The following is a 12225-nucleotide window of genomic DNA, read 5'->3' on the forward strand; positions in this document are numbered from 1 at the left end:
TTTGATTTTCAGCCGAGCGTCGAATGTGGCAAACAGACAGCAGGAGGATAGGCCATGAACCGTCGCGACTTTCTCTTGAGCGGCGCCATCGGCGTAGCCGCCGGCACGGCATCTCTGCTGCGCATGGGCGGATCGCAGGATGCACGTGCGGCGGAGACCTTCGAAGTCACCAAGACCGATGCCGAATGGCGCGCGATCCTGTCTCCCGCGGCCTTCGACGTGCTGCGCAAGGAAGGCACCGAATATCCCGGCACCAGCCCATTGCTCAACGAGCACCGCAGGGGCGTCTTCGCCTGCGCCGGCTGCGACCTGCCGGTTTACTCCTCCGAGACGAAGTTCGATTCCGGCACCGGCTGGCCGAGTTTCTGGCAGGAGATCGCCAACGCCGTCGGCAAGACGCAGGACCGGTCGCTCGGCATGACTCGCACCGAAGTCCACTGCCGCCGCTGCGGCGGCCATCTGGGCCATGTCTTCGACGACGGCCCGCCGCCGACCGGGCTGCGTCACTGCATCAACGGCGTGGCGCTGAGCTTCAAGCCCGCCACAGCCTGAGACCATGCGGCCGCGATATGAAAAAACTCCGGGCTTGCGACCCGGAGTTTTTTAGCGGTCAGTCATTTCGGGCGTGGACTGGAGGAGCTTCCCGAAACGGCTGCCCGTGTTTCCTTGCTTCCAGCGCGATTCAGGACGCAAATCGTTTCTCCGGTATTGCCCTGGTGTCAGTGCCCGCCGCCACCACCGCCGGCGGCCGCCGGTTTGCGGATCATCATGGTGAACAGGCCAAGCGTCGCGAACAGCACCGTCAGCATGTAGAACACGTCCATGAAGGACAGCAGCGCCGCCTGCTGCTGGACCATGCCCGACAATTTCGAGATCGCCGCGCTGGCCGCATCCAGGCCGGCGGTCTGCTCGAAATTGAGCGTCATGTTCTGAAGCTTCTGCTGCGCGGCCGCACTTCCCCACTGCACGTGCTCGGAGAGCCTTGCATAGTGGAAAGCGTTGCGGTCGATCAGCACCGTGTTGATCAGGGCGAGGCCGACGGCACCGCCGAGATTGCGGGTCAGGTTGAACAGGCCCGATGCATTCTTCAGCCGCTCGGGCGGCAGCGTGCCGAGCGCGATGTTGTTGATCGGCACCATGCACAGCATCATCGAACAGCCGCGCAGGATCTGCGGGATGAGCAGCTCGTAGAAATCCCAGTCGGCGGTCAAATGCGTCATCCACCATGTTCCGGTGGCAAAGCCGAAGAAGCCGATCATCATCATCAGGCGCGGGTCCATCTTGTTCGACAGGATGCCCGAGATCGGTGCGGTGAAGAACATCGCCAGGCCGCTGACGAACAGCGCCTCGCCGATCATCATGGAATCGTAGCCGCGGATGCGTCCGAGGAACACGGGGTAGAGATAGGTGAGACCGTAAAGCCCGATGCCGATGACGAAGGAGAACAGCGAGCCGAAGGCGAAGTTGATATTGCTGAACGCCTTGAGATCGACGATCGGCTCCTCGGCGGTGAACACCCGCCAGAAGAACAGCACCGCGCCGAAGGTCATGACGACGGCGCAGATGAACACCGCCTGATCCTGCAGCCAATCATTGTTCGGGCCTTCCTCGAGCACATATTCCATGCAGCCGAGGAACGCCGCCATGCCGGCAAGGCCCCACCAGTCGAACTTCGAGAACAGCTTGAGGTTGGGCTTGTCGAAATCGATCAGCGACCAGGCCGCCGTCGTCACCAGGATGCCGGGCACGACATTGACGAGGAACAACCAGTGCCAGGACATTGCGTGGCTGATATAGCCGCCGACGGTCGGACCGATGGTGGGCGCCAGGGTGGCCACCAGGCCGATCATCGGCGACACGACGGCACGGCGCGACGGCGGGAAGATGGTGAAGGCGGCCGCGAAGACGCTGGGGATCATGCCGCCGCCGATAAAACCCTGGATGGCGCGGTAAACGATCATCTGGTCGATGTTGGTGGCGGTCGCGGCGAGCGCGCTTGCGGCGGTAAAACCCGCCGCCGAAATTGTGAACAGAACACGCGTCGACAGCATCCGGCTGAGAAAGCCGGACAGGGGGATCATGACCACCTCGGCGATCAGATAGGCCGTCTGCACCCAAGGGATCTCGTCGGAACTGGCGCTCAGGCCAGCCTGGATCTCGGCCAGCGAGGCCGAGACGATCTGGATGTCCAGGATGGCCATGAACATGCCGAACACCATCGCCAGGAAGGCTATGACGCGCCGCGTCGAGATGGTGTCAGGCACTGCCGGCCTCGCCGGCGGCGCTCCTGCGGTCAGGGTTGCGGTGGCCATGGCGTTGCTCCCCGGAGCGCGCTCAGTTGGTCGCGGCCGGCGCGGTGCGGCTGTCGACGGCGACAACGACGCTCAAGCCGGCGCGCAGCCTGCCGCTCTTCAGGGCATCGGCCGGCACGTCGATGCGGACCGGGACGCGCTGCACCACTTTGGTGAAATTGCCGGTGGCGTTTTCCGGCGGCAGCAGCGAGAACACGGCGCCCGAGGCCGGCGCCAGCGAGGAGACAGTGCCCTCGATGGGCTCGCCGTCGATGGCATCGACCGAAATCCTGACCTTTTCGCCGGGCACCAGCCGGGCAAGCTGGGTCTCCTTGAAGTTGGCGACGATGTAGAGCTTGTTCATCGGGACGATGACGGCGAGCTTCTGGCCGGGGCTCACGAGGTCGCCCTGCTCGACGGAACGGTTGCCGACGACGCCGTCATAGGGCGCCTTGAGCACAGTGAAGGACAGGTCGCGCGCGGCCTTGTCGCGGCTGAGCTGCAAGGATGCCAGCGTGCTTGCCGATTCAGCACGCTGCGCCTCCAGCACGCCGATATTGGCCTGTGCTGCGGCGATCTGCGCGTCGGCGCCGACGAGAGCGGCGTTGGCCTGGTCGAGCGCCGTCTGGGCGTCGTCGAGTTGCGCCTGCGTACCGACATGGGTCTTGAGCAGTTGCGCGGCGCGCTGCTGGGCGCGCGCGGCATTGGCCGCCGCGGCCTGGTCGGCGGTCTTGGCGGCCTGCGCCTGCTGCAAGGAGGCCTGCGCCGCCTTGGTCTGCGCATCGATGCGATCGAGCGTCCTGGCCAGCGTGGCGATCTGCGCCTCGGCCTGGGCGACCGCTATTTTGTAATCACCGTCATCGACCGTCAGCAGGGGATCGCCGGCCTTGACCTGCTGGTTCTCGCTGACCTTGACCTGATCGACATAGCCGGAGATCTTGGGCGAAATGAAAGCCATGTCGGCCTGGACATAGGCGTCGTCGGTCGAAATCATGAAACGGCCGGTGGTCCAGTAATCGTAGCCGTACCAGGCGCCGGCGCCGAGCAGTGCGACGCCGATGATCGGCAGCAGGAAAGAGCGCACGGAACGCTTCTTCTTCGCCGGAGTTTCCGCCAGAGGCGGCGCGGCGACTGGGTGGACGGGAACTTCCGGTGCTTCCGTCGCCGGGGCGACCTTGGCGTTGGGGAAAGGACGGACTTCGGCGGTGGACGGCGCGTTCGAGGACATGACATCTCTCTAAGTTATAATACTGAACCGTTCGGTTCGATCCGGCCGTTGACATAGCGCCTAAAGAGGACCATATCAAGAGGCAATCGAACCGCTTGGTTCGAATTATTTTCGAGGTGTGACTTTAATGGCCGACACAACGCCCGACGTCGAAAACGACAATTGCGGCGACCTGCTGGACGGCTTGCGCCGCGGCCGCCCGGCAGCCGGACAGGATCCGGTCAAGCGCAGCCAGATCATCGATGGCGCCCGCCGGGTCTTTATCGACAAGGGCTTTGAGGCGGCCTCGATGAACGACATCACGCGGGAAGCCGGCGTTTCGAAAGGCACCATCTATGTCTACTTCGCCAACAAGGAAGAGCTCTTCGAGGCGCTGATCGAGGAAGAACGCGGCACGATCTTCAAGAACATGTATGACGTGCTCGACCGTGCCGACGACCTGCGCGAGACGCTGGTGAAATTCGGCAAGGTCCTGTCCATGAAGATCACCTCGGCCAAGGTCATCCAGGCCCAGCGCACGGTGATCGGCGCCTCCGACAGGATACCCGACATGGGCGCGCGGTTTTACGAACGCGGCCCCAAACGCGGCCACGACAAGGTCGTGACCTTCCTCAAGGCCGCCATCGACCGTGGCCTGCTCAAGATCGACGATGTCGACCTTGCCGCCTATCAGTTCACAGAACTCTGCCTGGCCGGTCTTTTCCGGCAGTGCATCTTCGCCTATCGCGCCAAGGCTCCGAACCAGGACGAAATCGACCATATCGTCAGGTCGGGCGTCGACATGTTCCTGAAGGCCTATGGCACCGAAATGCTTGCCGCGGAGGAAAGCCACAAGATGATCGCCCTGGAGGCGAAGGCTTAACCCGGCTTTTTGTGCCGCTAGCCGCCATTGGCCGCGAGCACGATCGCGGCGCGCAGCTCCTCCAGGCCCGCGGCCTTTTCCGATGACGTCGCCAGCACGAAAGGAAACGCCGCCGGTCGCTTCTTGATCTTGGCAAGCGTCTCCTCAATCAGCCGTGGCACGCCGGCGGCCTTGATCTTGTCGGTCTTGGTCAGCACGACCTGGTACGAAACCGCCGCCTTGTCGAGCAGCGATAGCACCTCGTCGTCCTTGGCCTTGATGCCGTGGCGGGCGTCGATCAGCACATAAACCCGCTTCAGCGTGACACGGCCCTTGAGATAGTCGAAGACCAGCTTCGTCCAATCGTCGACCTTTTCCTTGGGCGCGGTGGCATAGCCGTAGCCCGGCATGTCGACCAATGCCATTGGCGGCAGGTCGGCGCCCTCCCCCGAAAATCCGTCCGGCACGAAATAATTGAGTTCCTGCGTGCGCCCCGGCGTGTTGGAGGTGCGCGCCAGGCCCTTCTGGTTGACCAGAGCGTTGATCAGCGACGACTTGCCGACGTTGGAGCGGCCGGCAAAGGCGATTTCCGGCGGCCCTTCCGGCGGCAGGAACTTCATGGCGGGCACACCGCGGATGAAGATCCACCCGCGGGTAAACAGGTCCGTGCCGATCGTGGTGCTGTATTGAGCGTTCAAGCTGCTGTCTCCAGAAGAGAAATATCGGCGCCCCTGATGGCATCGAGGTTGCGGCTGATCTTGTCCACCGGCCAATCCCACCAAGCCACCGCCAGCAGCCGCCGGATCGTCCTGTCGTCGAAACGCATCTTGACGACCTTGGCCGCGTTGCCGGCGACGATGGCATAGGGCCGCACGTCGTGCGTGACCACGGACTTCGCCGCGACGATGGCGCCATGGCCGATTTGCACCCCCGGCAGGATCACTGCCTCCATGCCGATCCAGACATCGTTGCCGACCACCGTGTCGCCGCGCACCTCCTTCGACCATGTGGCGGGGTCGAAACCCTTTTCCCAGCCATGGCCGAAAATGTTGAACGGATAGGTCGAAAAACCGGACATGGCGTGGTTGGCGCCGTTCATGATGAAGCGGGCACCTTCGGCGATGGCGCAGAACTTGCCGATGATCAGCCTGTCGCCGATGAAGGGATAGTGGTGCAGCACGCATTTCTCGGCGAATTTATCCGGCCCTTCCGGATCGTCATAATAGGTGAAGTCGCCGATCTCGATGTTGGGCGCGCTCACCAGCGCCTTGAGGAAGCCGACGCGCGTGTGCATCGGGATCGGGTGCTTGATGTCGGGATTGGGTCCGGTCATGGCGGTTCGTCCGGGAATTGGCTGGCGGACGCGTCCCGCGTCGGCGCACACCTCGTCAAAGTAGCGTAATCCGCCGTATAGCACCAATCGCCCCGGGAGCGAGTCTTCGATGGTGGACAAGCGCATTTGCCGGATCGGACGGTGCCGCGCGTTTGCAGTTTCGCCCATCGCGGGCGGGCGTGGACCGATGCCGGCGCACAAGAAAAAACCCGGACGAGCCGGGTTTTTTGAATCGTGAGCCGGCGCCTCTATTCCGCTGGCGACGGTTTCTTGCGGAACAGCGCTAGCAGATTGTCCCACAGTTCGATCTTGGCGCCCTGGCGCTTCATGATCACGCCTTGCTGGAGGATCGACAGCGTGTTGTTCCAGGCCCAGTAGATGACCAGGCCTGCCGGGAACCCAGCCATCATGAAGGTGAAGATGACGGGCATCCAGGTGAAGATGGCTGCCTGCGTCGGATCCGGCGGCGTCGGGTTCATGCGCATCTGCAGGAACATGGTGACGCCCATGATCAGCGGCCAGACGCCGATCATCAGCATGTGCGGAAGCGTGATCGGAACAAGGCCGAACAGGTTGAAGATCGACGTCGGATCGGGCGCGGCCAGATCCTGGATCCAGCCGAAGAACGGCGCATGGCGCATCTCGATGGTGATGTAGAGCACCTTGTAGAGCGAGAAGAAGACCGGGATCTGCAATGCCACCGGCCAGCAGCCGGCGAGCGGATTGATCTTCTCGGTCTTGTACAGCTCCATCATCGCCTGCTGCTGCTTCATCTTGTCGTCCGCGTATTTCTCGCGGATCTCGAGCATCTTGGGCTGCACCTTCTTCATGTTCGCCATCGACGCGTAGGACTTATTGGCGAGCGGGAAGAAGATGGCCTTGACGATGACGGTGGTGGCGAGGATCGCCAGGCCGAAATTGCCGAGGAATTTGTAGAGCGTGTCGATGAGCCAGAACATCGGCTTGGTGATGAAGTGGAACCAACCCCAGTCGATCAGCAGGTCGAACCGCTTGATGTGGCGGTCTTCGGCATAGGCATTGATCTTGGCGACTTCCTTGGCGCCAGCAAAGACCTCGGTCTCGACGGTTGCCGACTGGCCGGCCTCGACATTGATCGGGTCGGTGAGGAAGTCGGACTGGTAGCGGTGGCGGCCGTCCACGAAATAGCCGAAGCGCGGCTGGAACGGCTGCTTCTCGCTCGGAACCACCGTCACCGCCCAGTATTTGTCGGTGATGCCAAGCCAGCCGTCCGTCGACTTGCCCGGCTTGACTTCCTTGTCCTTCTCGATGGACGCGTATTTGTGTTCCTGCAGGCCTTCCGCACCGGTGAAGCCGATCAGGCCTTCATGCAGCACGTAGGTGCTGGCGACTGCCGGCTTGTCGTAGCGCGTGACGCGGCCGTAATTCGACAGCGTAACCGGGGCCGAACCCGAATTGCGCACCTCGTCGGAAACGGTGAACATGTAGTCGCTGTCCACAGAGAAGGTGCGCTTGAAGGTCAGCCCCTTGTCACTGGTGTAAGTCAGCGTCACCGGCGTCGACGGGGTCAGCGTCGGATTGCCTTCGACGTTCCACACCGTATCCGCGCCCGGTACCGTACCCGTCTTGTCGTTGCCGACGAAGCCGATCTCGGCGAAGTAGCCGCTGGGCAACTCCGAAGGGTTGAGCAGTTCGATCTCGGGCGAATCCTTGTCGACGGTTTCGGTGTAGTGCTTGAGCTTGAGGTCGTCGAGACGGGCGCCGGTCAGGTTGATCGAGCCTTCGAGGCTCGGCGTGTCGATCTTGACGCGCTTCGAAGCCGCCAGCGCCTGGTCGCGGCTGGCCGCGGTGACGGTGTCGCCGCCGGGCGCGTTGGGGATGGCACCGGGAGCGGTGCCGGCCGGCGCCGGCGTTGCCGCGCCCGGATTGGCTGTCTCTGCCGCCTTCTTCTGCTCTTCCACGCGCTGCTGCTCGACGCGCGCCGCCTCGCGCTGCTGTTCGACGCGCGGGTTCATGTAGAAGACCTGCCACAGGGTCAGGATCAGCACCGACAGCGCGATGGTGATGAAGAAGTTTCGGTTGTTTTCCATCGAGAGCCCTTGGCCTATCGTGTTCCGCGAAGTCGGCGGGAGAGTTCGGCCTTCAACTGGCCGAACGGGGCGCGGAGCGCATCATCGCGCCCGACGATGACATAATCATTGCCGGGCATCATGTCATCGGCCGCATGGGTGCGCACGGCCTCTTTCAGCCGCCGCCTGACGCGGTTGCGCACGACCGCGTTGCCGACCTTCTTGGTGACGGTGTAGCCGACGCGCGGCGCGCCGCCATCGCCGCGGTCGAGGACCTCGACGAGGAAAAACCGCCCGCGACGTTTTTCACCACGGCGGACGGCCAGGAATTCCGCGCGTTTCAGAAGCCGCTTGGGATTTTGTCCCACTGGCTTGCCGGTTGCGGGCAACGATCTTGTCTCGCTCAGGCGCTGAGCCGCTTGCGGCCGCGGTTGCGGCGAGCTGCGACGACGCCGCGACCACCCTTGGTGGCCATGCGGGCACGGAAACCGTGCCGGCGTTTGCGGACGAGTTTGGACGGTTGGTAGGTACGCTTCATTTGTTTTAATACCGCGGGGTGCGGCCCTTCTTGATTCTGTCACTCTGTAACAGGAGCTTTGCCGGGCCGGCTTTGGCGCGATCGAAACCGCGCCGGGACGAATGGCCCGAGCGTGAGCGGGCTTATAGAAAGAAGGGTTTTGGAAGTCAATCCGGTGCCGGGCCGGTGCCGGGCCGGTGTCGCCGGGCCCGGGATGCGCACTTTCGGCGGCAATTATATCTCTCCGACCAAGGGGGAAATTGGCAAAAAAGCCGCAATCGCCTAATCTGGGCTGATCAAGCGATTGTGAAGACAGGACCGCATGAGCGAAACCACGCAAGCCGAAGAAGGGACAGGACCGGCGCCAGCCGTCCGCAGCGTACCCTTGTCGCGCGGCCTGTCGACAAAACTGCTGCTGTTGACCATCGTTTTCGTGCTTTTGGCCGAAGTGCTCATCTTCCTGCCCTGGATCGCCAGCTACCGGCTGGCCTGGCTCAAGGAGCGGCTGAGTACCGCCGCGGCCGTATCGATCGTGCTGGTGCAGGGCGAACCGACCTCGCTGTCGCGCACGGCGCAGAACGACGTGCTTATGGCGATCGGCGCCAAGGCGATCGCGGTGCGCGACGGCGGCGTGTCGCGGCTGCTTGTGGTGGCCGACATGCCGCCGCAGGTCGACGAGCACATCGACCTCGCCAGCGTCGGCATGGTCAAGGGCATGACCGGCGCGCTCGACACGCTGTTTTTCGGCGGCAACCGGATGCTGCGCGTCTTCGGGCCGGTCGGCGACAGCGACAAGGAGTTCGAGCTGATCATGCCGGACTACAGCCTGCGCAAGGCGATGCTTATCTATTCGCGCAACGTCGCCTTCGTCTCGCTGCTGATCTCGCTGTTCACGGCCATGCTGGTCTATGCCGCGATCGACCTGATCATGATCGGACCGATCCGCAACATGACGCGCTCCATGCTGTCCTTCTCGCAGGCCCCCGACGACCCCAGCCGGATCATTCATCCCGCCGCCCGCGCCGATGAGATCGGGGTGGCCGAGCGCGAGCTGTCGCAGATGCAGGAGCGGCTGCAGAAGATGCTAACCGAGCAGAAGCACCTGGCCGACCTCGGCCTCGCCGTGTCGAAGATCAACCACGACATGCGCAACATCCTGGCCTCGGCGCAGCTAATTTCGGACCGCCTGCGCCAGGTCAAGGATCCGACCGTGCAGGCCTTCGCGCCGAAGCTCCTGCGTGCGCTCGACCGTGCGGTCTCCTACTCGGAAGGCGTGCTTCATTACGGCCGTACGCAGGAGCCGCCGCCTTCGCGCCGGCGCGTGCGGCTGCGCCAGCTGGTCGAGGACGTGCACGGCCTGCTCGACATCGAGGAAGGCATCGAGTTCATCAACGCGGTCGAAAAGGCGTTCGAGGTGGACGCCGATTCCGACCAGTTGTTCCGCGTGCTCACCAATCTGTGCCGCAACGCCGTGCAGGCGATGGCGGCGGACACGGAGAGCGCCGTGGTGCGCCGGCTGGCGGTTTCGGCCGAGCGCATGGGCAGCGTCAGCCGCATCGTCGTGACCGACACCGGTCCCGGCCTGCCGCCGAAGGCGCGCGAGAACCTGTTCGCGGCGTTCCGCGGCTCTGCGCGCAGCGGCGGCACCGGGCTTGGTCTGGCGATCGCGCATGAACTGATCCGCGCGCATGGCGGCACGGTGGAGCTGGTCGAATCGATCGGCGGGCGCACCACCTTCGCCGTCACCATTCCCGACCAGCCGGTGCGGCTCGACCAGGCCCGCAACGGGCTGCGCCGCCCGGCCTGACAGGCTTGGGCGCTGTTTCGCCCGCAAACCGGTCCGGCCCCCTTCGCCCTGAATGCCGCTTCGAACAACCCGATTTCCGGCCGGATCCAGCGGATGACGCATCGACGACAAAACTTTTGCCGGATCGGCTTGCTTTTCGCGAATTCAGTCGCTAGGGAACTGCACACATTCGCGGCCGGTCCTCGAGGATCGGATCGCGGGGTCATGGAAAGCATGACCTGATGCGCGCCCGTAGCTCAGCTGGATAGAGCACCAGACTACGAATCTGGGGGTCAGGAGTTCGAATCTCTTCGGGCGCGCCATTTTATCCTATTGAAATCAATAGACTTCCAGGCGTTTCCAGCGCGACGCCACTGGCTTGATTTTCGGAATTCAGCCGGTTTTGGCAAGACGGCGGCAGCCGGTGCCAAAATCGCACTATGGGCTAAAGTGCCCTACTTGGAACGGCACAGTCTCTGCCAAGCATTCGAAAATTTGCTGAGTTTCCTGGCGGTGCACGTGACAGACTCACATTCCGGGGCCGCGCTGGCGTAGTTCGGGATTGAAATCATTGTAGTTCTTCTTTCCGATCTTTCAGTGCGCGCCACCCGCCTCGATATGGCCCGGGTTGCGCAACAGCAGCGTGGCGAAGAACGCGACGACAAGGGCTGCTCCGAGTAGATAGAACGCGTCGCTGAAAGCCATGATGAAAGCCTGCTTGCGCACCATCTGTCCGATGGCGATGACGGCCTTGTGCATCGCGGCTGCGCGATCGCCGGCGCCATGCGCCAGGAAGTACCGGGTCAGATGCTCGATGCGCGCGCGAGTGCTCTCTTCGAACAGCGACACCGACCGCACCAGCACGTTGGAGTGGAACTGCTCGCGCTTGGTCAGAAAAGTCTGCAGCATGGCGATGCCGACGGCGCCGCCGAGATTCCGGATCATGTTGAACAATGCGGAGGCAGAGCCGGCGTTCTCCTGTTCGATGCCGGCCGTAGCGACCGCAGCCAGGGGTACCATGACCAGGGCCTGACCGACGGCACGGACGACATTCGGCCAAAAGAACTGCTCCGACGCGTAGGTCGCCGTCATTTCGATGTTCATGAAATTGCTCGCCGCGAACAGCGCAAAGCCGAAGGCGACGATAATGCGCATGTCGAAACGCTTCATCAACTGCGGCACCAGCGGGATCAGCACCAGTTGCGGCAGGCCTGTCCAGGCCAGCACCATACCGATCTGCTGGGCGTTGTAGCCCTGGATGCGCGCGAGATAGACGGGCAGGATGAACACCGCCCCGTAGAGCGCAATTCCGAGCAGGAAGCTGGCCAGGATGGAGAAACCGAAATTCCAGCGGGCGAACAGTCTGAGGTTAAGCAAGGGCCTTTCGCTTCTCAACTCGATCCACAGGAAAAGCGAGAGGCCGACGAGGGCGATCAAGGACAGCCGCACGATGAACGGCGAGCCGAACCAATCGTCCTTGTTGCCCTCCTCGAGCACGGTCTGCAAGGCGCCGAGCCCGATCGCCATGGTGATGATCCCGGCCCAGTCGCCCTGGCGCAGCAGCGAAAGCTGCATCGGCGCCCTTTCGAGCGACATCCACAGCATGCCGACCATCAGCGCGCCGGGGACCAAGTTGACATAGAAGATGAACTGCCAGCCCCAGTTCTCGGTGAGATAGCCACCGATTGTCGGTCCGATGGCCGGTGCGAAGGTCGCCGACAGCGCGAACAGGGCGAATCCGATCGGCTGCTTCGCCTTGGGCAGGAGGGTTATGGTGATGGTGAAGGCGACCGGGATCAGCACGCCGCCGCAAAAGCCCTGCAAAGCACGCAGAACAATCATCTGCTGAAGGTTTTGCGCGAAGGCGCAGGCAACAGAGAAGGCGAGAAACAGGATTGCATTGGCCAGAAGATAGACGCGGATGGAAAAGACCCGCGACAGCCAGCCGGTGAGAGGAATGACGACGATCTCGGCCACCAGGTAGGCGGTCGATATCCAGCCGCCGTCGTCGATGCCGGCGCCGATGGCGCCCTGAATGTCGGCGAGGGATGCGTTGACGATCTGGATGTTGAGGACCGCCATGAAGGCGCCGAGCGTCGAGCCAATGACGGCGATCCAGGTCTTGAGCGAGGCGGAAGAGGCATCGGTCGGCGCCAGGCTCGATGCTTTGGCTGCCATCGG

At 63.1% G+C, this 12225-nt stretch carries 11 protein-coding genes and 1 tRNA gene; 4 read left to right on the forward strand and 8 right to left on the reverse strand.

Annotated elements, in window-relative coordinates:
- The first annotated feature begins 54 nt into the window (after positions 1-54).
- On the forward strand, positions 55-552 hold the full coding sequence (msrB, locus tag FJ428_RS09380; protein ID WP_140879327.1) for a peptide-methionine (R)-S-oxide reductase MsrB: 498 nt from the start codon (positions 55-57) through the stop codon (positions 550-552).
- 167 nt (positions 553-719) lie between these two features.
- Here the strand turns inward: msrB and FJ428_RS09385 are convergent, their stop codons facing one another.
- Both FJ428_RS09385 and FJ428_RS09390 read right to left on the reverse strand, forming a co-directional pair.
- Positions 720-2312 (reverse strand): DHA2 family efflux MFS transporter permease subunit, encoded by a 1593-nt coding sequence (locus tag FJ428_RS09385; RefSeq protein ID WP_140879328.1) that lies wholly within the window; start codon positions 2310-2312, stop codon positions 720-722.
- Between the two features lie 22 nt (positions 2313-2334).
- Entirely contained in the window at positions 2335-3519 is a 1185-nt protein-coding gene (locus FJ428_RS09390) for an HlyD family secretion protein (RefSeq protein ID WP_140563669.1), read from the reverse strand.
- Between the two features lie 127 nt (positions 3520-3646).
- Between FJ428_RS09390 and FJ428_RS09395 the strand changes: the two genes are divergently transcribed.
- Complete coding sequence (locus tag FJ428_RS09395) at positions 3647-4381, forward strand: TetR/AcrR family transcriptional regulator (RefSeq protein WP_140491491.1); 735 nt, start codon at positions 3647-3649, stop codon at positions 4379-4381.
- Positions 4382-4398: 17 nt separating this feature from the next.
- On the opposite strand, the gene yihA is transcribed toward FJ428_RS09395, so the two are convergent.
- The 5 genes from yihA to rpmH all read right to left on the reverse strand — a co-directional run bounded on the left by yihA (position 4399) and on the right by rpmH (position 8279).
- The gene (gene yihA / locus FJ428_RS09400) at positions 4399-5058 is read right to left on the reverse strand and encodes a ribosome biogenesis GTP-binding protein YihA/YsxC (RefSeq protein WP_140879329.1); all 660 of its coding nucleotides are present in this window, start codon (positions 5056-5058) and stop codon (positions 4399-4401) included.
- Positions 5055-5693 (reverse strand): CatB-related O-acetyltransferase, encoded by a 639-nt coding sequence (locus FJ428_RS09405; RefSeq protein WP_140625223.1) that lies wholly within the window; start codon positions 5691-5693, stop codon positions 5055-5057. The genes yihA and FJ428_RS09405 overlap by 4 nt, the downstream gene beginning before the upstream one ends.
- A gap of 248 nt (positions 5694-5941) precedes the next feature.
- Positions 5942-7762: a membrane protein insertase YidC gene (gene yidC, locus FJ428_RS09410; protein WP_140554640.1), complete on the reverse strand. Its 1821-nt coding sequence runs from the start codon at positions 7760-7762 to the stop codon at positions 5942-5944.
- Positions 7763-7776: 14 nt separating this feature from the next.
- Positions 7777-8130 (reverse strand): ribonuclease P protein component, encoded by a 354-nt coding sequence (gene rnpA, locus FJ428_RS09415; protein ID WP_140514294.1) that lies wholly within the window; start codon positions 8128-8130, stop codon positions 7777-7779.
- A gap of 14 nt (positions 8131-8144) precedes the next feature.
- On the reverse strand, positions 8145-8279 hold the full coding sequence (rpmH, locus tag FJ428_RS09420; protein WP_008833937.1) for a 50S ribosomal protein L34: 135 nt from the start codon (positions 8277-8279) through the stop codon (positions 8145-8147).
- A gap of 301 nt (positions 8280-8580) precedes the next feature.
- Between rpmH and FJ428_RS09430 the strand changes: the two genes are divergently transcribed.
- Complete coding sequence (locus FJ428_RS09430) at positions 8581-10065, forward strand: HAMP domain-containing sensor histidine kinase (RefSeq protein WP_140685602.1); 1485 nt, start codon at positions 8581-8583, stop codon at positions 10063-10065.
- Between the two features lie 225 nt (positions 10066-10290).
- Positions 10291-10367 (forward strand) — tRNA-Arg (locus tag FJ428_RS09435).
- A 271-nt stretch (positions 10368-10638) separates the two neighbouring features.
- Here the strand turns inward: FJ428_RS09435 and FJ428_RS09440 are convergent.
- The gene (locus FJ428_RS09440; RefSeq protein WP_140879477.1) at positions 10639-12222 is read right to left on the reverse strand and encodes an MDR family MFS transporter; all 1584 of its coding nucleotides are present in this window, start codon (positions 12220-12222) and stop codon (positions 10639-10641) included.
- Positions 12223-12225 lie beyond the last annotated feature (3 nt).

The sequence above is a fragment of the Mesorhizobium sp. B2-8-1 genome (genome assembly GCF_006440955.1).
Classification (GTDB): domain Bacteria; phylum Pseudomonadota; class Alphaproteobacteria; order Rhizobiales; family Rhizobiaceae; genus Mesorhizobium.

What these genes read in the sequence shown, in the direction of transcription:
- FJ428_RS09440 (WP_140879477.1), bottom strand. Translation starts at nt 12,222, where the DNA reads ATGGCAGCCAAAGCATCGAGCCTGGCGCCGACCGATGCCTCTTCCGCC.
- FJ428_RS09385 (WP_140879328.1), bottom strand. Translation starts at nt 2,312, where the DNA reads ATGGCCACCGCAACCCTGACCGCAGGAGCGCCGCCGGCGAGGCCGGCA.
- yidC (WP_140554640.1), bottom strand. Translation starts at nt 7,762, where the DNA reads ATGGAAAACAACCGAAACTTCTTCATCACCATCGCGCTGTCGGTGCTG.
- FJ428_RS09430 (WP_140685602.1), top strand. Translation starts at nt 8,581, where the DNA reads ATGAGCGAAACCACGCAAGCCGAAGAAGGGACAGGACCGGCGCCAGCC.
- rpmH (WP_008833937.1), bottom strand. Translation starts at nt 8,279, where the DNA reads ATGAAGCGTACCTACCAACCGTCCAAACTCGTCCGCAAACGCCGGCAC.
- FJ428_RS09390 (WP_140563669.1), bottom strand. Translation starts at nt 3,519, where the DNA reads ATGTCCTCGAACGCGCCGTCCACCGCCGAAGTCCGTCCTTTCCCCAAC.
- FJ428_RS09395 (WP_140491491.1), top strand. Translation starts at nt 3,647, where the DNA reads ATGGCCGACACAACGCCCGACGTCGAAAACGACAATTGCGGCGACCTG.
- FJ428_RS09405 (WP_140625223.1), bottom strand. Translation starts at nt 5,693, where the DNA reads ATGACCGGACCCAATCCCGACATCAAGCACCCGATCCCGATGCACACG.
- msrB (WP_140879327.1), top strand. Translation starts at nt 55, where the DNA reads ATGAACCGTCGCGACTTTCTCTTGAGCGGCGCCATCGGCGTAGCCGCC.